The organism is Delftia sp. WSY_12, assembly GCF_043104645.1.
GTDB classification, from domain to species: Bacteria; Pseudomonadota; Gammaproteobacteria; order Burkholderiales; family Burkholderiaceae_C; genus Comamonas; species Comamonas tsuruhatensis.
The window spans coordinates 145,602-171,315 of the sequence record NZ_JBICKW010000016.1; the positions used below are offsets into that span (position 1 = coordinate 145,602).

The window sequence follows — 25,714 nt, forward strand, 5'->3', positions numbered from 1 at the left end:
GCTGCAGCATCGGCTGCCGTTCAACCCAGGGCACGCACCGAGTTGCTGAGCGAGCGGGCGCAGGCCAGCAGCCCTGGGCCCAGGCGGGCCTGCGCCTCCTCCACCGTCCATCGGCTGGTCGGCGCGACGATGTGCACGGCAGCCACGGGGCGGCCATGGCTGCCGATGACGGGCGCGCCCAGCGTCATGTCGCCCAGAAAGAGTTCCTCCCGGTTGACGGCATAGCCGCGCTGACGCGCCTGGGCCAGCTCATCGAGGATGGCGGCCTCGTCCGTGATGGTGAAACGTGTGTGCGCGGTCCGCTCGCTCTGGCGCAGCAGGGCCAGGGCTTCTTCATCGGGCAGTGCGCTCAGCCAGGCACGCCCCGAGGCAGTGCAGTACATGGGGATGCGGCTTCCAATGGGCATGTGCACCGGCACAAACTGGGCGCTGATGAAGCGTGCCACGTAGACCATCTCCAGCCCGTCGGGCTCGGTCAGGCAGGTGGTCTCGGTCGTGATCTTGGTCAGTTCCGAAAGATACGGATTGGCCAGGTCGATCACCGGGTTGGCCGCCAGGTAGTTGTAGCCCACGCGCATGACGCGCGGCGCGAGCTGGTAGCGCCGGGTTTGCGGATGCTTGCGGACATAGCCCAACTGCTCCAGCGTGAACACCATGCGTTGCGCCGAGCTTTTGTTGATGCCCGCAGCGGCGGCCACATCGGCCAGCGTCATGCTCCGGTGCTGCGCGCTGAAGGCGCAGAGCACGGCCAGGCCCTTCTCCAGCGACTGGTTGAACAGGGGGTTGGTGTCGTCATCCATCGGTGACGAAGCGGGTTGAGACGGTGCTTGCATGGCGGCAAGTATAGGCATCCACATCAAAAGAATCGCATATCGATTTCTTTGAATTGCTTAGTGGTTTTTTCTTATTTTTTAAAGATTCATCCACATTGATCATTGGCACGGTTCCGAGAATTCTCCGCTGCAGGCGAGGGCTGCCCCCAAGGTGACCTGTCCCTGCTCTTTCCTTCCGTCGTTCACGCCAAGGAGTCAGGCAATGCCAGGTTTTGTCCACCGCGTCCTCCACCTCGCCTTGGGCCTGTGTGCCGCCGGCGCCGTCGCGCTGGCTGCGGCGCAAGGCGGCAGCGCCCCGGCCAGCTACAACGTGGGCGCCACGCCCACAGGCATTCCGTTCACCTTTCTGGACGTCAAGAGCAACAGCATCCAGGGCATGATGGTCGACACCATGCAGGCCGTGGCCAAGGCCGGAGGCTTCCAGGCCCATGTGCAGCAGACCAGCTTTGCGGCGCTGATCCCCTCGCTCACATCCAGCAAGATCGACATCATCTCGGCGGCCATGCTCAAGACCGCCGCACGCCAGCAGGTGGTCGATTTCAGCGATGCGGTCTACTCCTACGGCGAGGGCCTGATCGTCAAGGCCGACGATGCCAAGGCCTATGTGTCATTGGACGACCTCAAGGGCGAGGTCGTCGGTGCCCAGGTGGGCACGGTGTTCTACGACCTGCTGCAGAAAAAGGGCATCTTCAGGGAAGTGCGCAGCTACGACTCGGTAGCCGACATGACGCGCGACCTGGCGCTTGGCCGCATCAAGGCAGGGCTGGGTGACCAGCCCATCATTGCCTACCAGATACGCCAGCACAGCTTCCAGGGCGTGAAGCTGGCCGAAAGCTACAAGCCCTCCAACGTGGGGGATGTGTGCCTGGTGGTGCGCAAGGGTGACACCGAAACACTGGCCCGCCTGAACAAGGCCATCGCCACCATCAAGGCAGACGGCACCCTGGCCCAGATCGTCAAGAAGTGGGGCATCTGAGGACATCGGACGCCCGTCGGATCGCCTCGCGCATCACCCCCTTTGCCGCGCAATGCACGGCAATGACACCTTCGAGGAAAGTACGCCATGCAAGCATTTGTGCAGCACGCGCGAGAGTTCCTGCCCATCCTGCTGCAAGGAGCGGTGGTCACAGTGCAGGTCACCGCGCTGTCGTTCCTGTTGTCCAGCGCGATCGGACTGGTGCTGGCGCTGGGCAAGCTCTCACCCGTGCGCGCCGTCTCGTGGGCCGCGTCGACCGTGGTCAATGTGATACGGGGCCTGCCCATCATCGTGCAGCTGTTCTACATCTACTTCGTGCTGCCCGAGGTCGGCATCCAGCTCACCGCCTTCCAGGCCGGGGTGATCGGCCTGGGCATTGCCTATTCGGCCTATCAGGCAGAAAACTTCCGCGCCGGCATCGAGGCGGTGGACCCAGGCCAGCGGGAAGCCGCATTGGCCATGGGCATGCGACCGGCCCTGCTCATGCGCCGCGTGGTGCTGCCGCAGGCATTCCGCATAGCGCTGCCGCCCTACGGCAACACCCTGGTGATGATGCTCAAGGACTCGTCCCTGGTCTCCACCATCACCGTGGCCGAGATGACGCGCCAGGGCCAGCTGATCGCAGCGTCCACCTTCCAGAACATGACGGTCTACACCCTGGTCGCCCTGCTCTACCTGGCCATGAGCCTGCCGCTGGTATGGGGGCTCAGGTGTCTGGAGAAGCGCTTTGGAGCGGGAAGGAAGTCGCCATGATCGAGATCGATCACCTGGAAAAGGCCTACGGCGAGCATCGCGTGCTGCGGGGCGTCAACCTGCGCGTGGCACGTGGAGAGGTGGTGTGTCTGATCGGCCCTTCGGGTTCAGGCAAGTCCACGGTGCTGCGCTGCATCAACGGCCTGGAGTCGTACCAGGGCGGCGAGGTGCGCGCCTTCGGTGAGCGCGTGGACACACGCGCGCCGTCCATCCACGCGCTGCGCAGCCGCATGGGCATGGTCTTCCAGCGCTTCAACCTCTTCCCGCACCGCACCGTGGTGCAGAACGTGATGGAAGGCCCCATCCATGTGAAGGGCCAGGCGCCCGGCCAGGCCCATGCCGAGGCATTGGAGCTGCTGCGCAAGGTAGGTCTGGCAGACAAGGCACAGGCTTGGCCCGCACAGCTTTCGGGCGGGCAGCAGCAGCGGGTGGCCATTGCCCGCGCCCTGGCCATGAAGCCAGAGGCCATGCTGTTCGACGAACCCACTTCGGCCCTGGACCCCGAACTGGTAGGCGACGTGCTGGGCGTGATGCGCCAGCTGGCCGAAGAAGGCATGACGATGATCGTGGTCACGCACGAGATGGCCTTTGCTCGCGAGGTGGCCGACCGCGTGTGCTTTCTGCACGGCGGCACCATCGTGGAGGAAGGCCCTTCGGCCCAGGTGCTGGGCGCACCGCGCCATGCACGCACGCAGGACTTCCTGCGGCGCGTGCTGCACCAGCACTGTGCGCCATCAGAAGGTGCGGCATGACGATGGCAGCTACCGCCTCCATCGCATCGTCTTCGTCGGTACGCCCCGTGCTGTCGCACCCGTCAGCGCCATCGCTGTGGGCGGCCACTGCACCCGCCGCACCGCCCACGCCACCGCTGGCGGCAGCGCTGACCACCACCGACGTGCTGGTGATCGGCGCGGGATATACCGGCCTGTCGGCAGCACTGCACCTGGCCGAAAGCGGCGCCAGCGTGTGCGTGGTTGACGCCCATGCTCCCGGCTGGGGCGCGTCGGGCCGCAACGGCGGCCAGGTGAACCCCACCCTCAAGTACGACCCCGACGAACTGCAGCGCATCCACGGCGCCGCTCGTGGCGAGCGGCTGATCGACGCCGTCTCCCGCTCGGCCGACCTTGTGTACGGGTTGATCGAACGCCACGGCATCGACTGTGCGCCCGTGCGCGCCGGCTGGCTGCAGGTCGGATACACCCAGCAGGCGGTGGACGGCATGCATGCGCGCGCCCGGCAGTGGGAGCGGCGCGGCGTGCGCGTGGAACTGCTGGACCGCACTGCCACGGCAGCACGCACCGGCACGCCCGCGTTTGCCGGCGGCTGGCTGGATGGCCGCGCCGGCGCCATACAGCCCCTGGCCTACGTGCGCGGACTGGTGCGCGCCGCACAGACCCTGGGCGCGCAGGTCCACAGCGGATCGCCCGTGCTGGCACTGGAGCGACAGGGCACGGACCATTGGGCCGCCACCACGGCCCAGGGTCAACGCATACAGGCCAGGCAGGTGCTGCTGGCCACCAACGGCTATACCGATGGCCTGTGGCCTGGCCTGGCGCGCACGGTACTGGCAGCCAACAGCTTCATCGTGGCCACGCAGCCCCTGGGCAAGGCGGGCGCGCACATCCTGCCCGGGGGCGAGACAGGCTCGACCTCGCAGCGCCTGCTGCTGTACTTTCGCAAGGACGCACAAGGCCGTCTGCTCATGGGCGGGCGCGGACATTTTGCGGACCCGCAGGGTGCAGGCGACTATGCCCACCTGGAACGCGCCGTGGCGCTGATGTTCCCCGGACTGGGCCCCCTCCAATACGAGTACCGCTGGGCAGGGCGCATCGCCGTCACACGCGACTTCATGCCCCACCTGCACCAGCCTGCCCCCGGCATCACCATGGCCCTGGGCTACAACGGCCGCGGCATTGCCATGGCTACCCTGCTGGGGCGGGAGGCGGCCGCGCTGATGGCCGGCGGAAATGCGCCGGCCTGCCCCTTTCCGGTAACGCCGGTTCAGCCGATACCGCTGCATGGGTTGCAACGGTTGTACATAGCGGCAGGGGTGGCTTGGTACAGCCTGCTGGACCGGCTGGGTGCGTGAGGTTCAGTGGAGCCGGCCGATCAAGCCGCGCCGGCCTGGCGCACCAGCCGCAGTGCCTGCTGCGCCACGCGCTCGCCGAACAGGCGCGCGGTCTCCAGGTCGCCCGGCAGCATCTCGGCGGCCGAGGCATCCGAGGCCGATTGCGCCATGGCGCCGCTGAAGGCGCCTATCCAGTTGAGGTCGTTGCGCTGCGCGGCGCGCGCGTTGGACGGCAGCATGCCGCTGCCCACCCACAGCCCGCCGTGCTGCATGGCCAGCTGGAACAGATAGTCCAGCGTGGTCTGCTTGTTGCCGTTGACGCTGGCACTGTTGGTGAAGCCGGCGAACAGCTTGTCCTTCCAGGCCTGCACGAACCACGGCTTGGACGAGGCATCGGCAAAGCGCTTGAACTGCCAGCTGGGCCCGCCCATGTAGGTGGGCGAGCCGAAGATGATGGCATCTGCCGCCGCCAGCAGCTCCCAGCCGCCGGCAGGCAGCTGGCCGTCGCTGTCTATGGCCAGCATGCGCGCACCCGCGCCATCAGCCACGGCCTGGGCCATGCGCTGGGTGTGCCCGTAACCCGAGTGGTAGACCACCACGATATCTGCCATACAAGAAATCCTCGGGCGCCGGCCACGGCTCCAGGCCGGCAGGCGCCACATTCATCGATCATCCACGCCAAAAGGCCCCACAGCGCTGCTGCGGGGCCCACTCAGGCCGGTAGCCTAACAAAAATAAAGGAGCCGGCAGCAGTGCGCGGGCCACTCAATGGCGCCGTGCATCCACACTCCAGCCACCGGCGCCATGGGCGGCAAAGCCCAGCAGGCCGCCCGTGACGGCGATGTTCTTCCAGAACAGCAGCTGCTGCATCATGGCCGCGTCAGCCGGCACGCTCCAGTAGGCATGGAAGAAGAAGCTGGCCACCAGCGTGAAGAAGGCCAGCGCCAGGGCCGCCCAGCGCGTGCACCAGCCCAGCAGCAGGGCCAGCCCGCCGACGATCTCCACCACCAGGGCCACGGCCACGCCGATCTGCGGCATGGGCATGCCCACCGAGGCCGCATAGCCCACCGTGCCGGCGAAGCCTCCGATTTTCTGAAAGCCCGCAGGCACGAACATCAGCGCGATCAGGATGCGGCCGGCCAGCGCCAGCGGGTTGCTCAGACGGTTCAGCATGATGGTTACTCCTCGTGAATGCTCAGGCTTGCAGATCGAACACCAGGACCTCGGACTGTTCCCCGTCGTGCAGGCGCAGTCGCGGTTCATTCTCCACAAGGGCCGCATCGCCCGTTGTCAGCCGTTGCCCATTGACGCTCAGCGCGCCGCGCACCAGGTGCACATAGGTTTTGCGGCCGGGGGGCAGCTCCATTTCGGCGTGCTCATCGCCGTCGAACAGGCCGGCATAGAGCCGGGCATCGGCATGGACGGTGACCGAGCCATCCGCGCCATCGGGCGAGGCCACCAGGCGCAGGCGGCCGCGCTTTTCCTCGTCGGCAAAGGCTTTCTGCGCATAGCCGGGCGCAATGCCCGTCTCGCTGGGCAGCAGCCAGATCTGCAGGAAATGCGTGGTCTGGCCCGGTGCGTGGTTGTGCTCGCTGTGCACCACGCCCGAGCCGGCGCTCATGCGCTGCACCTCTCCCGGCGAGACGGTCTGCTCATTGCCCATGCTGTCCTTGTGCGAGAGCCGGCCTTCGAGCACGTAGCTGATGATCTCCATGTCCTTGTGGCCATGGGCGCCAAAGCCCGTGCCCGGGGCGATATGGTCTTCATTGATCACGCGCAGGTTGCCAAAGCCCATGTGGCGCGGATCGTGATAGCCCGCAAACGAGAAGCTGTGGTGCGAGCGCAGCCAGCCGTGGTCGGCATGGCCGCGTTCGCGGGATTTGCGCAGGGCGATCATGTGTATGTCCCTTTCAACTGGTCAGATCTTCAAAACTCTTGCGTCGGTGGCTCCACTGTAGAAGCCGCTGTAGCAGGCCAGGCACAGCGGGATTGATGGCATCATTCAAAGCTTTTGAATCCATAACGCCCCATGCCCAGCCCCCGCGACGTGCTCACTCCCGACAGCCTGGCCATGCTCCAGGCCATTGCCGAGGCCGGCAGCTTTGCCGCCGCCGCACGCCAGCTGGGCCTGGTGCCAAGTGCCCTGACCTACCGCGTGCGCCAGATCGAGGATGCGCTGGACGTGCTGCTGTTCGACCGCCGCTCGCGCCACGCCCAGCCCACCGAGGCCGGCCGGGAACTGCTGCGCGAAGGCACCCGGCTGCTGCATGAGATCGACACCGTGGCCCACCGCGTGCGCCGTGTGGCCACGGGCTGGGAGCCGCATCTGACCATCGTGGTGGACGGCGCCGTGGCGCGCACGCCCATGCTGGAACTGGTCGAGGCCTTCTACGCCATGCAGCCGCCCACGCGGCTGAAGCTGCGCGACGGCATCCTCACCGGCACGCTGGAGACGCTGACCTCGGGCCGCGCCGACCTGGCCATCGGCGTGGCCGTCAACTCCAGCAACGTGGCGGGCCTGCAGGCCTGCGAACTGGGCGAGCTGGACTTCGTCTTTGCCGTGGCGCCCCACCATCCGCTGGCCACGGCGCCCGAGCCCATCACCGACGCGACGCTGCTGCAGCACCGCATCATCGCCGTGGCCGATTCAGGCCTGCGCGACAGCGCCAGCATGGGCCTGCTCAGCGGCCAGGACATCTTCACCGTGGACTCCATGCAGGCCAAGATCGAGGCCCAGGTGCGCGGCATAGGCTGCGGCTTCCTGCCCCATTTCATGGCCGACGTCTATGTGCAGGCCGGCCTGCTGGTAACGCGCCAGGTCGCCCGGCCCTCGCGCAATGTGCGCATGCACTACGCATGGTCCTGCCCGCCGCAGCAGGACCCGCCGCGCGCGCTGCAGTGGTGGCTGCAGCAGCTGGAAAGCCCCGCCACGCGCCGCGCTCTCATGGAAAATCATCACCGACATTGAGCTGGCGCACGCCGCCGGGCGGTCTGTGCGGGTGTAGAGTGGTTACAGGTCCCGGCCTGCTCCGCCGCTGCGGCGAAGCAGGCCGGCAAGGACATGCTTCCCGGAATCTGCCACTGCCCGCAAAGGTCTGCTCCATGAACGCTTCCCGCGCCGCCTCCAAGTCCACGGTCAAGAAAAAGGCCACCAAGCCCCCCGAAGCCTCCAAGGCGCGCCCCAAGGCCGGCGCGCGCCGCATCGCCGTGATCGGTGCCGGCATGGCGGGCCTGGCCTGCGCCCGCACGCTGATGCAGGCCGGCCACGATGTCCATGTCTACGAACGGCTGCCCCAGGTGGGCGGGCGCATGCGCTCCGTCAACGCCGCGCATGGCGCCTTCGACATCGGCGCGCAGTATTTCACCGTGCGCGACAAGCGCTTCGAGCTGGCCCTGCAGACCGTGCCCGGCCTGTGCCGCCCCTGGAGCGTGAGCACGCTGCGCGTGCTGGATGCGCAGGGTCGCCAGTCCAGCGCCGCACCCGCACCCACCGAGGCCCATTGGGTGGCCACGCCCGACATGCAGGCCCTGCCCATGGCCTGGGCCGCGCCGCTGTGGGACGCCGACCGCCTGCATCTGGGCCAGCGCGTGACCAAGCTCGAACGCCAGCCCGGCTCGCGCGGCTGGAGCCTGCATGTGGAGACGACCGAGCCGACCACGCAGATCCGCACCGGATTCGATGAAGTGATACTCGCCCTGCCCGCGCCCCAGGCGCGCCAGCTGCTGCAGACCACGCCCCTGGCCCTGTCGCTGGTGCAGGGCATGGCGGCCGTGGAGATGGCACCCTGCTGGGCGCTGACGCTGTCCTATCCCATGGCCACCGAGGCCGGCCTGTCCACCCTGGGCCCACAGTGGAATGCAGCCCGTACCACCCATGAGCGTGCAGTCTGGGTGGCGCGCGAATCGTCCAAGCCGGGACGCTCCCAGAGCGAGCGATGGACCGTGCTGGCCAGCCCCCAATGGTCCCAGGAGCACCGATCCGACGACGCGCCCCGCGTGCTGGCCAAGATGCAGAAGGCCTTTGGCGAGATCACGCGCATCCGCATCCCCCCCCGCCATGCCAGCGTCTATCTCTGGCCCCATGCCCAGACCCTGTCGCCGCTGGGCAGCAGCCATTTGCGCAACAAGGACGCCGGCCTGGGCCTGTGCGGCGACTGGTGCATTGGCCGCCGTGTCGAGGATGCCTTCGTCTCGGGGCTGGAGATGGCGCTGGCCATGGTTGCGGACTGAGCCGGGGCAGTGTCCGGCTCCCAGGTCATGGCAAGGGGCGGCGCGAGGCTTTAACATCCGGCCCCGATGATTTGCGCCGTCCCTCAGTCCCCCGCTCCCGGCATTGCCACCGCGGCCTCCCCCTATGTGGGCCGCTTTGCGCCCTCGCCCACGGGCCTGCTGCACGCAGGCTCCCTGGTGGCAGCGCTGGCCAGCTGGCTGGATGCCCGGGCCCACGGCGGGCGCTGGCTGGTGCGCATCGAGGACATAGATCCCCCGCGCTGCCAGCCCGGTGCCGACATGGCCATCCTGGGCCAGCTCGCCGCCTGCGGCCTGCTGCCCGACGAGGAGCCGGTCTGGCAATCCCGCCGCGGCGCCCTCTACGAGGCCGCTGTGGAGCAGCTCAAGGCCAGCGGCCTGGCCTATCCCTGCGGCTGCACGCGCAAGGACATCGAGGCCGCCTGGGACCGCCTGGGCTGGATCCATGAACGCCATGTGGAGCGCCCCTACCCCGGCACCTGCCGCGACGGCCTGCATGGCAAGAGCCCCCGCGCCTGGCGCTTTGCGCTGGACCACTTTGCCGGCCGCCACCCCGTGCTGCACTGGCAGGACCGCCGCATGGGCGCCCAGCAACAGGACGTGACCCACAGCGTCGGCGACTTCGTGCTGCGCCGGGCCGATGGCCTGTGGGCCTATCAGCTGGCCGTGGTCGTCGATGACGGCCTGCAGAGCGTCACCCATGTGGTGCGCGGCGCCGACCTCGCCGACAATACGCCCCGCCAGATGCTGCTGCAGCGCGCCCTGGGCCTGCCCGCCCCGCAGTACCTGCATACGCCGCTGGTGCTCATGCCTGACGGCGAGAAACTTTCCAAGCAGCACGGCGCCCCCGCCCTGGACCTGAGCGTCCCCCTGGCCACGCTTCGCACCGCCGCCACCCACCTGGGCCTGCCCCAGCCTTCTCCACAGACCGCATTGGGCGAAGCGCTGCAGTTCTGGGTACGGAGCTGGCGCCATACATACAATTGAGCCCGTGAACCCAATTCCTTCCTCCCACGCCGAGCAGTCCATGGACGGCGACATCCCGAACACCATGCCCGCTGCCTCCGGCACGCCGCATGATTGCCCTTCACCCTCCACGCCTGCGGCCGCGCGTACCGGCCAGCCGCCCGAGGGCGTGGCCCATCCCAAGACCATCAAGAGCTATGTGCGCCGCGCCGGCCGCACCACGACCGGCCAGGCCAAGGCCTTCGAGGAACTGGGCCCGCGCTTCGTGCTCAACTACCAGGCCGCGCCGCTGGACGCCGCAGCCACCTATGGCCGCCAGGGCCGGCTGATCCTGGAGATCGGCTTCGGCATGGGCGAGGCCACGGCACACATTGCGCGCGTGCGCCCGGACGACAACTTCCTATGCTGCGAGGTGCACGAGCCTGGCGTGGGCGCCCTGCTCAAGCGCATTGGCGAGCAGGACATCACCAACATCCGCATCCTGCAGCACGACGCCGTCGAAGTCATAGACAACATGCTGCCCGAGGCCAGCCTCGACGGCGTACACATCTTCTTTCCCGATCCCTGGCACAAGAAGAAGCACAACAAGCGCCGCCTGATCCAGGAGCCGCTGGTGGCCAAGCTGGCGCGCCGGCTGCGCCCCGGTGGCTACATCCACTGCGCAACCGACTGGGAACCCTACGCAGTGCAGATGCTGGAAGTGCTGGGCGCCGAGCCCCTGCTGGCCAACACGGCACAAGGCTATGCCGCCAAGCCCGACTACCGGCCGCTGACCAAGTTCGAGAACCGCGGCATCCGCCTGGGCCACGGCGTATGGGATCTGGTGTTTGAGCGCCGCTGAGCCGGTCGCGCCCTCCTCCAAGACAAGGCCTCGCATGCAGCCATTGCTACAGAATCTGGTCGAGATGACGGCCCACCGGGACCATCTGCGATTGGAAATCTCGGTGCTGTCCACCTTGTTCAAGCTCAACGGCGTGGTGCAGGTGCGGGCGCTGGAGCTGTTCGCCATGCCTGACGGCAGGCACTGCGTGCGTGCGCGCACCTGGAGCCAGGGCGATGAGGTCATGTCCACCGATGCCGAGGCCCTGTACGACCCGCAGAGCGTGGAGCTGTCCTCCATGCCCTCGCTGCAGCAGGCCCTGCAGCAGCGCGCCCTGGTCGCCTCGGCCGTGCAGCCCGATGGCCGCCATGTGCTGTGGCTGCCGCTGTGGCGCCAGGAGACGGCCTACCACTGCCTGGAGATTGCCCAGTCCACGGCCTTCTCGCCCAGCCGGCTGGATGTGATCCAGGGCATCTTCGGCGTCTATCACAACTACCAGAGCCTGCTGGACTACAGCGAGCGCGACGCGCTGACCGGCCTGCTCAACCGCAAGACCTTCGACGAGCAGTTCCTGCGCCTGTCTCTGCAGGAGCCGCCGGCAGCCATGCCTGGCGTGGCCACGCAAGATGTTCCGGGCCAGTGGCTGGCCGCCATCGACATCGACCATTTCAAGCGCATCAACGACCGCTTCGGCCATCTGTATGGCGACGAGGTGCTGATCCTGGTGGCCAACATCCTGCGCAGCTGCTTCGATGCCAAGGACCGCGTATTCCGCTTCGGCGGAGAGGAGTTCGTGGTGCTGCTGCGCTCGGTCAGCCTGGCCAATGCGCGCAAGGCGCTGGAGCGCCTGCGCCACGATGTGGAGAGCTATGAGTTTCCCCAGGTCGGCCGCATCACCGTGAGCGCGGGATTTGCCGCCATGGGCACGGGCGCGCCCGTGGAGGTTCTGGGGCATGCCGACCAGGCGCTCTACCACGCCAAGGAGCATGGCCGCAACCAGACCTGGTACTACGGCGACCTGATCACCCAGGGATTGCTGGCACCCCAGGTGAACAGCAACGACATCGAACTGTTCTGAGCCCGACCTGAGGGCAGGCCGGTCAGGCCGGGTCGGCCACGCGCACGCAGTCGCGCCCGGCGTGCTTAGCCTCGTAGAGCATGGCATCGGCACGCTGCAGCAGTTGCTGCACGCCCTCGCCGCCACGCAATTGGGCCACGCCAAAGCTGGCCGTCAGCATCAGATCCAGCCCGTGGACATGCACGGGCGTGGTGCGCACGGTCTCGCGCAGTTGACCGGCCAGTGCCCCGGCCCGGGCCGCAGCGACACCTGGGATCACGATCAGGAACTCCTCCCCGCCGTAGCGCGCCATCCAGTGCGCCGACGAATCCAGCTCCAGCGCACGCTGGCAGCGCAGCGCCACCTCGCGCAGCGCGGCGTCGCCAGCGGCATGGCCGTGCCTGTCGTTCACCCGCTTGAAGTGGTCCACGTCCACGAACATCACGCTCAGCGCCGCGCCCCGGTCCCGGCTCTGGACGACCTCGGCCGCCAGGCGCTCGTCCATGGCGCGCCGGTTGAGGCAGCCGGTCAGCGCGTCGGTCAGCGACATGCGCTTGACCTCTTCCACCAGCTCCTGCAGTTGCCCGGTGCGCTGGGCCACCAGCAGGTCCAGATGCTCGATGTGGCCGCGCAGGTCATGCTGCAGCTGGGCAAAGCCCTGCACCACCAGATCGATCTCGTCGTGCTGGCCGCGCCGGGTCCGCTCCAGCACCAGTGGCCGCGACAGCTCGTTGGGCTTGAGGCTGGCCGCAAAGCTTGCAATCTGCTGCAGCGGCTGGCGAAGTTCGCGGCGCATCACCCAGGCCACCATCAGGCAGACCAGGGCCGTGAACAGCGCATAGCCCAGCAGCACACGCAGCGTGGAGTCGCGCAGCACCTCCAGGTAGTGGCCCCGGTTTTCCCAGACCTGCAACTCACCCAGCGGCAGGCTGGACTGGCTGTGCCTGGGCGCCGCAATGGCCATGGACACGGCGGGAGCCTGGCCATCCCTGGGCTCGCCGGCCTCGTACATCTCGCCCGTGGAGGTGACGCGCAGCTGCACATGGCCGACCAGGGGCAACCGGCCCAGCCACTGCACCTGCTCGTGCACCAGGGCAGGCTCTATATCCCACAGCGCGGCCGACAGCGAGATCATGCTGTTGGTCACCACCGTCTCCATGGAACGGCGAAACTCCTGCTGCCCCTTGCGGTACTCCCACCAGGCGTGGGCACCGCCGAACACCAGCATGCAGGCCACGGCCAGCAGCATGATGCGCACAATCAGCAAGGAGGCGATCGAACGGAAGCGGGGCATGGAAGGCGCTCAGCGCAGCAGGTGCTTCAACTCGAATCCGTAGCGCCGCAGCCGGGGATTGAGGTGCTTGCTGTAGCTGCGAAAGTCCAGCGGAGCCAGGGGCGCGCTGATCCTGTGCTCGTAGCGGTCGATCTGGGACTTGTCCAGCAAGGCGAACATGGGCCGCACCTGCTCCAGCCCTTCGGTGGCGAAATCGCTGCCGTGCGCATGGTCGTACAGCATGACCAGGGCCCAGGCGCCCGTGAGGAAATGGCCGCCCGCCAACGCGCTCAGCTCGCCCGTGCGCAGCGCCGTCATGGCGGCGGCCGATGAATTGATGGCACTGAAGAAGGCATCGTGCCCGGGCGCTCCCCCGCGCGCGCGCCAGGCCTGCATGGCGCCAAAGGCCATCTCGTCGTTGCCGGCCCACACCAGGCGCACTTCGGGATAGCGCTGGAACAGCACGGCCGCCTGCTGCTCGGCGCGTTCGCGGCGCCATTCGCCAAAGACTTCCTGCTGCAGCACCACGTCGCCGGCCTCGGCCGCTGCGCGGCGCATGCCGGCATTGCGCTCCACCGACGAGGGCGTGGAGCGGTCGCCGGCAATGGCCACCATGTGCAGCCGGCCATCGGCCGCACGCGCGTGGCCCGACGCCCGCGCGGCGGCGAACAGGGCCTTGGCCGTGAGGTAGCCGGCCTCTTCGGCGCCCGGCTCCAGGCTGCCCAGCCAGTGGCGATAGCGCTCCCGCGCCACGCCGGTCTGGCCACGCAATGTCTCGGGCACGCCACTGAAGGCCATGAAGCTGTCTATGCCTGCCGCCTCCAGCGTACGCAGGATTTCGGGCGCCACGCTGTAGTCGTTGGTGAACATCACGTAGCGGGGCCGCTGCGCCTTGGGCAGGGCCGCGATCTGCCGCGCGATCTCGATGGGGCGCAGGTGGTCGCGCTGCGCATAGCGCACCTGCAGCTGCATGCCCAGGCTGCTGGCCGCGTCCTGCATGGCCTCGCTGACCGTGGTCCAGTAGCGCTCGTCGGACCGGCCGGGGTTGATGAAGACCACGCTTTGCGCGGCGGCAGCGGCCGATTGCGCCACCACGCCCATCACGCACGCCATGCGCAGCGCCCACGGCAAGACGCCCCGGTGGAGGAATCCACCGGGGCGTCCCGAAGCGGGAGCAGCAGCAATCATCTGCCGCGCAGCTGGATCAGGCGCGCTCTGCCACCCAGGCCTGCACGGCGGCCAGCGCGGCCGGCAGGCCCGCTGCATCCGTGCCACCGGCCATGGCCATGTCGGGCTTGCCGCCGCCCTTGCCGCCGACCTGGCTGGCCACGAAGTTCACCAGCTCGCCAGCCTTGATGCGCGAGGTCTCGGCCTTGGTCACGCCGGCAGCCAGCTGCACCTTGTCGCCATCGACCGCCGCCAGCACGATGGCGGCGGCGCCCAGCTTGTCCTTGAGCTTGTCCATGGTCTCGCGCAGGGTCTTGGCATCGGCGCCTTCCAGTCTGGCGGCCAGCACCTTGATGCCCTTGACGTCGACGGCCTGACCGGCCAGTTCGTCGCCCTGGCTGGAAGCGAGCTTGCCCTTGAGCGCAGCCACTTCCTTCTCCAGCGCACGGATCTGCTCCAGCGCGCCGCCGATGCGGGTGTTCAGCTCGGCCGTCGGCGCCTTCAGCGCAGCGGCCGCCTGGTCCACCGTGGATTCCAGCGATTGCAGGTAGGCCAGCGCGTTCTCGCCGGTCACCGCCTCGATGCGGCGCACGCCAGCGGCCACGCCGCCTTCGCCCACCACCTTGAACAGGCCGATGTCGCCCGTGCGCTGCACGTGGGTGCCGCCGCACAGCTCGCGGCTGGTGCCGATGTCCAGCACGCGCACGGAGTCGCCGTACTTCTCGCCGAACAGCATCATGGCGCCCGTGGCCTTGGCCGATTCGATGTCCATCACCCGCGCGTCGGTGGGCGTGTTGGCCAGGATCTCGGCGTTCACGCGGCGCTCGATCTCGCGGATCTCGGCAGCGGTCACGGCCTGGTTGTGGGCAAAGTCGAAGCGCGTGCGCTCGGCGTTGACCAGCGAGCCCTTTTGCTGCACGTGGTCGCCCAGCACTTCGCGCAGGGCCTTGTGCATGATGTGCGTGACCGAGTGGTTGCGCATGGTGGCGGCACGCAGCTGCGTGTCCACCTCGGCCTGCACGGCATCACCCACCTTCAGGCTGCCGGACTCCAGCACGCCGTGGTGGCCGAACACATCGGCCTTGATCTTGAGCGTGTCCTCGACCGCGAAGCGCGCGCCTGCGGTGCTGATCACGCCCTGGTCGCCCACCTGGCCGCCGGACTCGGCGTAGAAGGGTGTGGTGTCGAGCACGACCACGCCGCTCTGGCCGGCCTTGAGTTCCTGCACGGCGCTGCCTTCGGCATACAGTGCCACCACCTTGGCGGCCTCGGCCAGCTTCTGGTAGCCGGTGAAGGCATTGGCCTGGCCCGTGTACTCGAGGGCGCGGTCCATCTTGAACTTGCCAGCCGCGCGGGCCTTGTTCTTCTGTTCTTCCATGGCGGCCTGAAAGCCTGCCTCGTCCACGCCCAGGCCACGCTCGCGGCAGACGTCGTTGGTCAGGTCCAGCGGGAAGCCATAGGTGTCGTGCAGCTTGAAGGCCACGTCGCCGGGCAGCACCTTGGCGCCACCGGCCAGCGCCGCATCCAGGATTTCCATGCCGTTGGCCAGGGTCTCGAAGAAGCGTTCTTCCTCGACCTTGAGCACTTCGGTGATGCGCGCTTCCTGCTCGCGGATCTTGGGATAGGCGTCGCCCATCACGGCCACGAGGTCCTTGACCAGCTTGTGGAAGAACGGAGTCTTCTGGCCCAGCTTGTAGCCGTGGCGGATGGCGCGGCGCACGATGCGGCGCTGCACGTAGCCGCGGCCTTCGTTGGACGGGATCACGCCGTCGGCCACCAGGAAGGAGGTGGCGCGGATGTGGTCGGCAATGACCTTGAGCGACGGGGTCTCGAGGTCGGCAATGTGCGTCTCGCGCGCAGCCGCCTTGATCAGTGCCTGGAACAGGTCGATCTCGTAGTTGCTGTGCACATGCTGCAGGATGGCGGCCAGGCGCTCCAGGCCCATGCCGGTATCCACGCAGGGGGCGGGCAGCGGCTTGACGTTGCCCTGTTCGTCCATGTCGAACTGCATGAACACGTTGTTCCAGATCTCGATGAAGCGGTCGCCGTCTTCGTCAGGGCTGCCCGGAGGGCCGCCGGCCACGTGCGCGCCGTGGTCGTAGAAGATTTCCGAGCAGGGGCCGCAGGGGCCGGTGTCGGCCATCATCCAGAAGTTGTCGCTCTTGTAGCGGCCGCCCTTGTTGTCGCCGATGCGGATCACGCGCTCGGGAGGCAGGCCGATTTCCTTGGTCCAGATGTCGTAGGCCTCGTCGTCCTCGGCGTAGACCGTGGCCAGCAGGCGCTCCTTGGGCAGCTTGTAGACCTCGGTCAGCAGTTCCCAGGCCCACTTGAGCGACTCGCGCTTGAAGTAGTCGCCAAAGGACCAGTTGCCCAGCATCTCGAAGAAGGTGTGGTGGCGGGCGGTGTAGCCCACGTTTTCCAGGTCGTTGTGCTTGCCGCCTGCGCGCAGGCAGGTCTGCACCGAGGTGGCACGCGTGTAGGGGCGCTTGTCGGTACCCAGGAACACGTCCTTGAACTGGACCATGCCCGAGTTGGTGAACATCAGCGTCGGGTCGTTGCCGGGCACCAGGGGGCTCGACTCCACGATGGTGTGGCCCTTGGATGCGAAAAAGTCCAGAAAGCTCTTGCGAATGTCGGCAACGGTGAAAGTGGGTGTGCTCATGGTGTCTAGGAGTTCGGAGCGCGCACGCGGGGCGCTGTCCCTGGCGGGAGGGTGTCCCGTCGGGACCAACGCGCATTATAGGTTTGCCCCATCGTCGCGGCAGCGAGCCCCGCCCGTCCCTCCATCGCGCACCTGGCCGAAGAAGGCCTTACCCCCCATCTGCCCGCCCTTGAGCACGATCTCCAGCCCGCCGCTGGCCGGATCGCTGACATGCGCGCGCAACAGCGGCGCGCGACTGGCCGGTCCGCGGCGCCTGCAGCTGTGGGTGGCGCCCCATCCGGGCCGCAGGGCCGACATTCTTGCGCTGGAGAAATGGCTGGTGCAGGAGATGGGGGAGATGGCTAGCACAGGCGATCTCGCCGTTCCCTGATCCCGCTCAGACTGCGCGCGATGGGCGCCCTGGATAATCGCCAGCCGGAACCACAGCAAGCACACCATGGCGCAACCACCGACACCCGAGCCTCATTCCGCCAAACCGGCCCAACCAGGCAAAAGCCGCATCGTGCCCTGGCTCATCGGCCTGCCCGTGGCCTTCTTCGCTGTGCTCATGCTGGCTGGCCAGTTGCTGTCCACGCCCGAAGGCGAGGCGCGCTGGGTGGAGCGCGAAACCATCAAGATCTGCCGCAAGGAAACCGCCAGGCCTGAGGCCGAGCGCAAGACGCGGCAGTTTGAATCGGTGCAGGACTGCGACAGGCTCGAATTCGACTTCAAGCAGCGCTACGGTGAAAACCCCTGAGGCGGAGCCGCAACGGAAAATGCCCCCACGCTCCCCTGCTTCGCAAGGTCCGCTGCCCCCCAGGGGGCCAGCTTTTTGCCTTGGGGCAGCCCGGCGACAAAAAAGGCCGGCAGAGCCGGCCTTTGGCTTGCAAGGGCCCGTTCAGTCGCGCGTCTCGATGGCCCGGTTGATGCCCAGCGCCGCCAGCGTGCACAGCGCGCCCGACAGCAGATAGATGCCCAGCGCCACCAGTCCGAAGCGCGAGGACACGCCCAGCGCCACCAGCGGGGCAAAGGCCGCGCCGACCAGCCAGGCCATGTCCGAGGACAGGGCCGCGCCCGTATAGCGATAGCGCGAGGGGAAGTTGGCCGTCACCGTGCCTGCCGCCTGCCCGTAGGACAGGCCCAGCAGGATGAAGCCGACGATGATGAACACGTTGTTGCCCGTGGTGCCGCTGCCCAGCAGCCAGGGAGCCACAAAGCTGAAGATGCCGATCAGGCAGGCCATGGTGCCCAGCGTGTTGCGCCGCCCCACCCGGTCGGCCAGCCAGCCCGAAACCATGATGGCGCCGGCCGCACAGAAGGCGCCAACGATCTGCACGCCCAGCACATGGTTCACCGACTGGTCCGAATACAGCGAGATCCAGGACAGCGGGAAGATGGTCACCAGGTGGAAGAGCGCAAAGCTGGCAAGGGCTGCAAAGGCGCCGATGACCACGTTGCGGCCCTCGTCGCGCATCAGCGGCACCACGCCCATGGGCTCCAGCTCGCGCTGCGCCAGCAGCTCGGTGTAGGACTGGCCCACCACCAGGCGCAACCGGGCAAACAGTGCCACCACGTTGATGGCAAAGGCCACGCAGAAGGGATAGCGCCAGCCCCAGCTGAGGAACTCGTCGGCATCCACATGGGCATAGATGAAGGCAAACAGGCCTGCCGCCAGCACAAAGCCCAGCGGCGCACCCAGCTGCCCGATCATCGAATACCAGCCCCGCCGGTTCTGGGGCGCCGACATGGCCAGCAGCGACGGCAGGCCGTCCCAGGAGCCGCCCAGTGCAATGCCCTGGCCGATGCGCAGCAGCGCCAGCACGATGATGGCGTTCACGCCCGCCTGCTGGTAGCTGGGCAGGAAGGCCATGCCCACCGTACACACGCCCAGCAGGAAGAGCGCCAGCGTCAGCTTGGTCGCCCGGCCCCAGCGCCGCTGCACGGCCATGGACAGCGCCGTGCCCAACGGCCGCGCCACGAAGGCCAGCGCGAAGATGCCGAACGACATCAACGTGCCGTCAAGCTTGGAAAGATAGGGGAACAGCAGTGCCGGGAAGACCAGCACGCAGGCGATGCCGAACACGAAGAAGTCGAAGTACTCCGAGGATCGCCCCAGGATCACGCCGACGGCGATCTCGTTGGGCGTGACATCTTCGTGGGTGTCGGCGCGGGACAGAGATTCCTTGCTTTCGTAGCTTCCGTTGGGGAAGCTTGCAGTTGTGTCGAGGCCGCTCATAGATGGATGCTCCTTGTCTCGTCTCACTGACAGCTCCGTTCTACGCCCTCGCTTGATCTGGCGCAAGGCGGTTTCACCTCGACCGGACTTGGTGTTTTTCCTGCTGCGCGCGGCCGAAAAATGCGGCCTCCGGATCGCCGGGACCCCGCTGCCTGCCCCGCCAGGTAGCAGAAAGTTCCCGGCTTCTCCTTGACGTTGGACAAAATGTCCAATGGACAAATTTATACTTCGTAATACATTTGCCCGGATCTTGTAATCCGCGTTTCTATGTAAACGCGCTCTTGTTGCGCCCCTAGCATGCTAAAAATCAAGGAACTCCGTGGGCCTGCGTGGCTCACCGCGGCCGCTTTGACAGCCAGTCTCACTGGCTGCAGCAAAGCCGTCGTGCTCAACCCGGCCGGCGATATCGCCGCGCAGCAAGGCAACCTGGTGGTCACGGCCACCTTGCTGATGCTGATCATCATCATCCCGGTGATCATCCTCACGCTGCTGTTCGCCTGGAAATACCGCCAGTCGAACACCGAGGCCCACTACGACCCCGAATGGCACCACTCCACCACGCTGGAGCTGGTGATCTGGTCCGTGCCGCTGATGATCATCATCGCGCTGGGCGCCATCACCTGGATCAGCACCCACAAGCTCGACCCCTACCGCCCGCTGGACCGCGTCTCGGCCTCCAAGCCCTTGAGCACCGATGTCAAGCCGCTGGAAGTGCAGGTCGTGGCCATGGACTGGAAGTGGCTGTTCTTCATCCCTGAAAAGGGCATCGCCACCGTCAACGAGCTGGCCGCTCCCGTGGATCGTCCCATCCACTTCAAGCTGACCGCCACCTCGACGATGAACGCCTTCTACGTGCCTGACCTGGCCGGCATGATCTATGCCATGCCCGGCATGCAGACCGAGCTGAACGCAGTGATCAACAAGACCGGTGTGTTCCACGGCCTGGCATCGCACTACAGCGGCGCCGGCTTCTCGGGCATGACGTTCAAGTTCCACGGCCTCAGCGACGAGGAATTCGAGCAGTGGGTTGCCAAGGCCAAGTCCGAAGGCAAGGCCCTGAACCGCGACACCTACCTGAATCTGGTCAAGCCCAGCGAGCGCAACCCGGTCGAGCGCTTCGCCACCGTGGACGAAGGCCTGTACGACAAGGTGCTCAACCGCTGCGTCGAGGAAGGCAAGATGTGCATGCACCACATGATGGCCATCGATGCCGCAGGCGGTGAAGCCTATCTCAAGGCCGTGGGCATGAACCTGCCCCAGGATGTGTGCACGGTGCAAAACGCCGACCGCGTCGTGGCCTTCCTGGACCAGCGCGACGGCTCGGCCGCCAGCGCACAGCAATAAGCAGATAGCGGAAGCGGACGACGGCCAGCCCGCCGCCCGTTCCAAAACGACCTAAGAGACTCGATATGTCTGAACATACCTCCCCGGCACAGGCCCACTGGCTGCTGGGACGCATCACCTGGGACTCCATCCCGATGGCGCATGAGCCCATCGTGCTGGTGACCTTCATCGCCGTGGTGCTCGGCGGCCTCGGCGTGCTGGGCCTTCTCACCAAGTTCCGCCTGTGGGGCCCGCTGTGGCGCGACTGGCTGTGCAGCATCGACCACAAGAAGATCGGCATCATGTACATGATCCTCGGTCTGGTCATGCTGCTGCGCGGCTTCGCAGATGCGCTGATGATGCGCCTGCAGCAGGCCATGGCCTTCGGCGACAACCTGGGCTACCTGCCTCCGCACCACTACGACCAGATCTTCACGGCCCACGGCGTGATCATGATCTTCTTCGTGGCCATGCCCTTCGTGACCGGCCTGATGAACTACCTGGTGCCGCTGCAGATCGGCGCCCGCGACGTGTCCTTCCCGTTCCTGAACAACTTCAGCTTCTGGATGACCACGGGCGGCGCCGTGCTGGTGATGATCTCGCTGTTCCTGGGCGAGTTCTCCACCTCCGGCTGGCTGGCCCTGTCCAACCTGGGGGCGCAGAACCCGGGGGTGGGGCTTGACTACTACATCTGGGGATTGCAGGTGGCCGGTGTCGGCACCACGCTGTCGGGCATCAACCTGATCGTGACCATCATCAAGATGCGCGCACCCGGCATGAACCTGATGAAGATGCCCGTCTTCACCTGGACTGCCCTGTGCACCAACGCGCTGATCGTGGCCTCGTTCCCCATCCTGACCGCAGCCCTGGTGCTGATGTCGCTGGACCGCTACGTCGGCACGAACTTCTTCACGAACGACCTGGGCGGCAACCCCATGCTGTACGTGAACCTGATCTGGATCTGGGGCCACCCCGAGGTCTACATCCTGATCCTGCCGTGCTTCGGCATCTTCTCCGAGATCGTCTCGACCTTCAGCCGCAAGCGCCTGTTCGGCTACACCTCCATGGTGTACGCGACGGTGTGTATCACCATCCTGTCCTACCTGGTGTGGCTGCACCACTTCTTCACCATGGGCTCGGGCGCCAGCGTGAACACGTTCTTCGGCATCACGACGATGATCATTTCGATCCCGACGGGCGCCAAGATCTTCAACTGGCTGTTCACCATGTACCGCGGCCGCATCCGCTTCACCGTGCCGATGCTGTGGACCGTGGGCTTCATGTGCACCTTCGCCATCGGCGGCATGACCGGCGTGCTGCTGGCCGTTCCCCCGGCCGACTTCGTGCTGCACAACAGCCTGTTCCTGATCGCCCACTTCCACAACGTGATCATCGGCGGCGTGGTGTTCGGCGTGTTCGCCGGCATCAACTTCTGGTTCCCCAAGGCCTTCGGCTACAAGCTCGACGAGTTCTGGGGCAAGTGCTCGTTCTGGTTCTGGCTGGTCGGCTTCTGGGTGGCCTTCACGCCGCTGTACGTGCTGGGCCTGATGGGTGTGACGCGCCGCGCCAACCACTTCGAGGACCCCTCGCTGCAGATCTGGTTCATCATCGCCGCCTGCGGCGCAGGCCTGGTGGCCCTGGGCATCGGCAGCTTCCTGATGCAGCTCGTGGTCAGCTACTTCAAGCGCGACCAGCTGCGTGACGAAACCGGCGATCCATGGGAAGGCCGCACGCTGGAGTGGGCCACATCCTCGCCCCCGCCCCAGTACAACTTCGCCTTCACGCCCGTGGTGCATGAGATCGATGCCTGGTGGGATATGAAGAAGCACGGCTACCAGCGTCCGCTGACCGGCTTCAAGCCCGTGCACATGCCCGCCAACACCGGCGCCGGTGTCGTGATCGCTGCGCTGTCCACGGTCTTCGGCTTCGCGATGATCTGGCACATGTGGCCCCTGGCCATCGTGTCCTTCGCCGCCACCGTGCTGGCGTCGATCATCCACACGTTCAACTACAAGCGCGACTACTACATCCCCGCCGCGGAAGTCGCGGCCACGGAAGAACTGCGCACACAACAGCTGGCACGTCATGTCTGATATCCGTTACACCGCAGGCGGCGCTGCCGCCCTGGCCCCGCGTGAGTACCACCTCGCCGAGGAGCCCCATCCCGAAAACGGCACCGCTCTGGGCTTCTGGCTCTACCTGATGAGCGACTGCCTGATCTTTGCAGCGCTGTTCGCCACCTATGGCGTGCTGGGCCGCAACTACGCTGCAGGCCCCACGGGCGCCCAGCTGTTCGACCTGCCCCTGGTGGCGATGAACACGGCCTTCCTGCTGCTGTCGTCCATCACCTTCGGCTTCGCCATGCTGCAAAAGCAGCAGGGCAAGCTGGGCGGCACGCAGATGTGGCTGGCCATCACTGGCCTGTTCGGCCTGTGCTTCCTGGGCCTGGAACTCTATGAGTTCTCCCACCTGCTGCACGAGGGCGCTGGCCCTCAGCGCAGCGCCTTCCTGTCCTCGTTCTTCACGCTGGTGGGCACCCACGGCCTGCACGTGACCTTCGGCCTGATCTGGCTGGTCACGCTGATGATCCAGATCAACAAGCACGGCCTGACGCACGAGAACAACCGCCGCCTGATGTGCCTGTCGATGTTCTGGCACTTCTTGGACGTGGTCTGGATCGGCGTCTTCACTTTTGTTTATCTGATGGGGGTGCTGTAAATGGCTGCACACGACATCCACGCCGGCCACGGTCACCACGACCATCACGGCCATGACGACCACCACCACGATGCCGGCCCGCACAGCACGTTCTCGGGCTACATGTGGGGCTTCGTGCTCTCGATCATCCTGACGGCCATCCCGTTCTGGCTGGTGATGGGCAACATCATCTCGGACCGCTCGACGGCCGTGATGGTGCTCGGCGGCTTCGCCGTGGTGCAGATCCTGGTCCACATGGTCTTCTTCCTGCACATGAACGGCAAGATCGAAGGCGGCTGGACCCTGCTGTCCACCATCTTCACCGTGGTCTTCGTGGCCATCGGCATCGCAGGCACGCTGTGGGTCATGTTCCACATGAACACCAACATGATGCCCCAGCACACCATGCCGGCCGATCCTGCGGCGCAGACGGCACCGGCCGTGGTCACGCCTTGACCGCATCCGGAAACTCCGGGCCCTCCAGCCGCGCAGGCGCATCGCGCCGGCGCGGCCCACTCGCTCAGGCGATGCTCATCTCGGTGGGCATCGCCTTGTTTTTGGGCTTCATCTTCCTGGGCAGCTGGCAGGTGCAGCGCCGCGCCTGGAAGCTGGATCTCATAGAGCGCGTGGAGCAGCGCGTGCACGCCGCACCCGCTGCCCTGCCCCCGCCCGCCGAATGGCCGCAGATCACGGCCGCCGACCATGAATACCGCGCCGTGCAGGCCAGCGGCCAATGGCTGACAGGCAAGACCGTGCTGACCCAGGCCGTGACCGAGCTGGGAGCAGGCTTCTGGGTGCTGACGCCGCTGCAGCTGGACGATGGCAGCCAGGTGCTGGTCAACCGGGGCTTCATCCCCACGGAGCAGCGCGCACGCTGGCAGGCGCAGCCCGGGCAGGCATCCCAGGACCAGGTGACGGTGTCCGGCCTGCTGCGCATCAGCGAGCCGCGCGGCGGTTTTCTGCGCGAGAACGATCCTGCTCAGCAGCGCTGGTTCTCGCGCGATGTGGCGGCCATTGCACAGGCCCAGGGCCTGGACCATGCAGCCCCCTACTTCATCGACGCCGGCCTGCCCGGCCAGCCCGTGGCGGACGGCACCTGGCCGCGCCCGGGCATGACCGTGATCCGCTTTCCCAACAGCCACCTGGTCTACGCACTGACCTGGTACGGATTGGCGCTGATGGTGGTCGGTGCCGCCTGGCTGGTCAGGCGCAATGACCGGCAGCCGGCCGACAAGCCATAGAACCGCCTTGCGCAGGCAACGAGGCCATCGATGACATCGGTGGCCCTTTTTCTTCAGTCCTCTACAAGACCCTGCCGCGCCACGGCTGCCTGCGGTAGCGCACAATCGCCCGCGTGAATTCGCCTTCAGAGTCCCTGTTCCGCGTCGAGCGCACCACCGAACGCCAGAACATGCAGCTGCTGATACAGCTGCGCTGGTTTGCCGTGGTCGGGCAGGTGATCACCATTTCCCTGGTGCACTACGGCTTCGGCATCAACCTGCCGCTGCCGGCCATGGCCCTGGTGCTGATGGCCAGCGTCTTCACCAATCTTGGCTACATCTACTGGTACCGCAGCCACCGCCGCCAGATCTCGGCGCGCAACCTGTTCCTGGCCCTGCTGGCCGACGTGCTCGCCCTGGCCATACAGCTGTATTTGAGCGGCGGCGCCAGCAATCCCTTCATCTATCTGTTCCTGCTGCAGGGCATTCTGGGCGCCGTGCTGCTCAGGCCCGTGCACGCCTGGATCATCGTTGCCAGCACCTCGCTGTGCACCCTGGTGCTGGCCATCGTGCACTGGCCCCTGCCCATTGGCGCGGCGGGACCGGACGGGCTGCCCGGCCTGTACGTGAGCGGCATCCTGATCAGCTTCGGGCTGACCACGGTGCTGCTGGTGGTCTTCCTGCGCCGCATCGTCTCCAACCTGCGACGGCGCGACGCGCGGCTGGCCAACATGCGCCAGCGCGCCAGCGAGGAAGAGCACATCGTGCGCATGGGCCTGCTGGCCACGGGCGCGGCGCACGAGCTGGGCACGCCGCTGTCGACCATGTCCGTCATCCTGGGCGACTGGCAGCGCATGCCCGTCATCACGCAAGATCCCGATCTGCTCGCCGACCTGCAGGAGATGCAGCAGCAGCTGCTGCGCTGCAAATCCATCGTCTCCAGCGTGCTCATGTCCGCCGGCGAAACCCGCGCCGACGCGCCCCAGGCCACGACCTTGCATGCCTTCATGGATGGAGTGGTCGCCCAATGGCAGTCACGCCATGCGGTGGAGCGTTTCGACTATGTCCAGGCCGAAGAGGACTTCCCCATTCTTTCGGATACCGCGTTGCAGCAAATGGTTTGCAATGTGCTCGACAATGCCGCCGAGGCATCTCCCGGCCATGTGGCGCTGCACCTGTCCGTGCGCACCGGCATGCTGTGCATCACCGTGCGCGACAAGGGTCCCGGCTTTGCACCTGCCGTGCTGGAGCAGCTGGGCCAGCGCCATATCTCCACCAAGACGGAGCGCCCGGGCCGCGGACTGGGCCTGTTCCTGGTGCTCAACGTGGCGCGCTCGCTGGGCGGACGCGTTCAGGTGAGGAACACCCCGCCCAGGGGCAGCGAGGTGGAGATCCGCCTGCCCCTGTCATCGATTGCCATTGAACCCGGCGCCTGA

General features: G+C 66.7%; 25 protein-coding genes. 17 read left to right on the forward strand and 8 right to left on the reverse strand.

Annotation, left to right across the window (positions count from 1 at the left end; all coding sequences use genetic code 11):
• Window positions 1-20: 20 nt before the first annotated feature.
• Window positions 21-800, reverse strand: coding sequence for an IclR family transcriptional regulator (locus tag ACF8LI_RS10250; RefSeq protein ID WP_016447164.1), 780 nt, complete (start codon window positions 798-800; stop codon window positions 21-23).
• A 235-nt stretch (window positions 801-1,035) separates the two neighbouring features.
• Here ACF8LI_RS10250 and ACF8LI_RS10255 point away from each other — a divergent pair, with 235 nt between their 5' ends.
• From ACF8LI_RS10255 to ACF8LI_RS10270, 4 genes are all read left to right on the forward strand, one after another.
• A complete protein-coding gene (locus ACF8LI_RS10255; RefSeq protein ID WP_016451665.1) occupies window positions 1,036-1,809 on the forward strand; it encodes an ABC transporter substrate-binding protein in 774 nt (257 codons plus the stop codon).
• Window positions 1,810-1,896: 87 nt separating this feature from the next.
• Window positions 1,897-2,562, forward strand: a complete 666-nt coding sequence (gene ehuD, locus ACF8LI_RS10260; RefSeq protein WP_250438894.1) for an ectoine/hydroxyectoine ABC transporter permease subunit EhuD — start codon at window positions 1,897-1,899, stop codon at window positions 2,560-2,562.
• Window positions 2,559-3,314 carry an amino acid ABC transporter ATP-binding protein gene (locus ACF8LI_RS10265; RefSeq protein ID WP_016447167.1) on the forward strand — a complete coding sequence of 252 codons (756 nt, stop codon included), beginning with the start codon at window positions 2,559-2,561 and terminating at the stop codon, window positions 3,312-3,314. Before ehuD ends, ACF8LI_RS10265 begins: the two co-directional genes overlap by 4 nt.
• Window positions 3,315-3,316: 2 nt before the next feature.
• The gene (locus ACF8LI_RS10270) at window positions 3,317-4,651 is read left to right on the forward strand and encodes an NAD(P)/FAD-dependent oxidoreductase (RefSeq protein WP_392412712.1); all 1,335 of its coding nucleotides are present in this window, start codon (window positions 3,317-3,319) and stop codon (window positions 4,649-4,651) included.
• A 20-nt stretch (window positions 4,652-4,671) separates the two neighbouring features.
• Here ACF8LI_RS10270 and ACF8LI_RS10275 read toward each other — a convergent pair whose 3' ends face one another.
• The 3 genes from ACF8LI_RS10275 to ACF8LI_RS10285 form a co-directional block, all read right to left on the reverse strand.
• Window positions 4,672-5,241, reverse strand: a complete 570-nt coding sequence (locus tag ACF8LI_RS10275) for a flavodoxin family protein (protein WP_046239827.1) — start codon at window positions 5,239-5,241, stop codon at window positions 4,672-4,674.
• A gap of 154 nt (window positions 5,242-5,395) precedes the next feature.
• A complete protein-coding gene (locus ACF8LI_RS10280; RefSeq protein ID WP_016447170.1) occupies window positions 5,396-5,803 on the reverse strand; it encodes a DoxX family protein in 408 nt (135 codons plus the stop codon).
• 22 nt (window positions 5,804-5,825) lie between these two features.
• Window positions 5,826-6,527: a pirin family protein gene (locus tag ACF8LI_RS10285; protein WP_392412571.1), complete on the reverse strand. Its 702-nt coding sequence runs from the start codon at window positions 6,525-6,527 to the stop codon at window positions 5,826-5,828.
• A gap of 132 nt (window positions 6,528-6,659) precedes the next feature.
• On the opposite strand from ACF8LI_RS10285, the gene ACF8LI_RS10290 reads away from it, so the two are divergent.
• From ACF8LI_RS10290 to ACF8LI_RS10310, 5 genes are all read left to right on the forward strand, one after another.
• Window positions 6,660-7,598, forward strand: coding sequence for a LysR family transcriptional regulator (locus ACF8LI_RS10290; protein WP_016447172.1), 939 nt, complete (start codon window positions 6,660-6,662; stop codon window positions 7,596-7,598).
• A 134-nt stretch (window positions 7,599-7,732) separates the two neighbouring features.
• Complete coding sequence (locus ACF8LI_RS10295) at window positions 7,733-8,860, forward strand: NAD(P)/FAD-dependent oxidoreductase (RefSeq protein ID WP_016447173.1); 1,128 nt, start codon at window positions 7,733-7,735, stop codon at window positions 8,858-8,860.
• A gap of 66 nt (window positions 8,861-8,926) precedes the next feature.
• Window positions 8,927-9,865 carry a tRNA glutamyl-Q(34) synthetase GluQRS gene (gluQRS, locus tag ACF8LI_RS10300; protein ID WP_392412573.1) on the forward strand — a complete coding sequence of 313 codons (939 nt, stop codon included), beginning with the start codon at window positions 8,927-8,929 and terminating at the stop codon, window positions 9,863-9,865.
• Between the two features lie 64 nt (window positions 9,866-9,929).
• Window positions 9,930-10,685 (forward strand): tRNA (guanosine(46)-N7)-methyltransferase TrmB, encoded by a 756-nt coding sequence (trmB, locus tag ACF8LI_RS10305; RefSeq protein ID WP_197065211.1) that lies wholly within the window; start codon window positions 9,930-9,932, stop codon window positions 10,683-10,685.
• Between the two features lie 34 nt (window positions 10,686-10,719).
• Window positions 10,720-11,742, forward strand: a complete 1,023-nt coding sequence (locus tag ACF8LI_RS10310; RefSeq protein WP_016447176.1) for a GGDEF domain-containing protein — start codon at window positions 10,720-10,722, stop codon at window positions 11,740-11,742.
• A gap of 22 nt (window positions 11,743-11,764) precedes the next feature.
• On the opposite strand, the gene ACF8LI_RS10315 is transcribed toward ACF8LI_RS10310, so the two are convergent.
• From ACF8LI_RS10315 to alaS, 3 genes are all read right to left on the reverse strand, one after another.
• Window positions 11,765-13,015, reverse strand: coding sequence for a GGDEF domain-containing protein (locus ACF8LI_RS10315; protein WP_046985055.1), 1,251 nt, complete (start codon window positions 13,013-13,015; stop codon window positions 11,765-11,767).
• Window positions 13,016-13,024: 9 nt separating this feature from the next.
• Entirely contained in the window at window positions 13,025-14,107 is a 1,083-nt protein-coding gene (locus tag ACF8LI_RS10320; RefSeq protein WP_016447178.1) for an ABC transporter substrate-binding protein, read from the reverse strand.
• 91 nt (window positions 14,108-14,198) lie between these two features.
• Entirely contained in the window at window positions 14,199-16,823 is a 2,625-nt protein-coding gene (alaS, locus tag ACF8LI_RS10325) for an alanine--tRNA ligase (RefSeq protein WP_016447179.1), read from the reverse strand.
• Between the two features lie 169 nt (window positions 16,824-16,992).
• Here alaS and ACF8LI_RS10330 point away from each other — a divergent pair, with 169 nt between their 5' ends.
• Window positions 16,993-17,193 (forward strand): hypothetical protein, encoded by a 201-nt coding sequence (locus tag ACF8LI_RS10330; RefSeq protein ID WP_392412575.1) that lies wholly within the window; start codon window positions 16,993-16,995, stop codon window positions 17,191-17,193.
• 66 nt (window positions 17,194-17,259) lie between these two features.
• Window positions 17,260-17,559, forward strand: a complete 300-nt coding sequence (locus tag ACF8LI_RS10335) for a hypothetical protein (RefSeq protein WP_392429756.1) — start codon at window positions 17,260-17,262, stop codon at window positions 17,557-17,559.
• A 141-nt stretch (window positions 17,560-17,700) separates the two neighbouring features.
• Here ACF8LI_RS10335 and ACF8LI_RS10340 read toward each other — a convergent pair whose 3' ends face one another.
• Entirely contained in the window at window positions 17,701-19,038 is a 1,338-nt protein-coding gene (locus ACF8LI_RS10340) for an MFS transporter (protein WP_016447181.1), read from the reverse strand.
• Window positions 19,039-19,335: 297 nt separating this feature from the next.
• Here ACF8LI_RS10340 and cyoA point away from each other — a divergent pair, with 297 nt between their 5' ends.
• From cyoA to ACF8LI_RS10370, 6 genes are all read left to right on the forward strand, one after another.
• Window positions 19,336-20,382, forward strand: coding sequence for a ubiquinol oxidase subunit II (gene cyoA / locus ACF8LI_RS10345; RefSeq protein ID WP_016447182.1), 1,047 nt, complete (start codon window positions 19,336-19,338; stop codon window positions 20,380-20,382).
• A gap of 65 nt (window positions 20,383-20,447) precedes the next feature.
• Window positions 20,448-22,454: a cytochrome o ubiquinol oxidase subunit I gene (gene cyoB / locus ACF8LI_RS10350; protein WP_016447183.1), complete on the forward strand. Its 2,007-nt coding sequence runs from the start codon at window positions 20,448-20,450 to the stop codon at window positions 22,452-22,454.
• Window positions 22,447-23,079 (forward strand): cytochrome o ubiquinol oxidase subunit III, encoded by a 633-nt coding sequence (gene cyoC / locus ACF8LI_RS10355; RefSeq protein ID WP_016447184.1) that lies wholly within the window; start codon window positions 22,447-22,449, stop codon window positions 23,077-23,079. The genes cyoB and cyoC overlap by 8 nt, the downstream gene beginning before the upstream one ends.
• Window positions 23,080-23,514: a cytochrome o ubiquinol oxidase subunit IV gene (cyoD, locus tag ACF8LI_RS10360; protein ID WP_016447185.1), complete on the forward strand. Its 435-nt coding sequence runs from the start codon at window positions 23,080-23,082 to the stop codon at window positions 23,512-23,514.
• A 71-nt stretch (window positions 23,515-23,585) separates the two neighbouring features.
• The gene (locus tag ACF8LI_RS10365; protein WP_047475367.1) at window positions 23,586-24,299 is read left to right on the forward strand and encodes an SURF1 family protein; all 714 of its coding nucleotides are present in this window, start codon (window positions 23,586-23,588) and stop codon (window positions 24,297-24,299) included.
• Window positions 24,300-24,412: 113 nt separating this feature from the next.
• Entirely contained in the window at window positions 24,413-25,714 is a 1,302-nt protein-coding gene (locus tag ACF8LI_RS10370; protein ID WP_016447187.1) for an ATP-binding protein, read from the forward strand.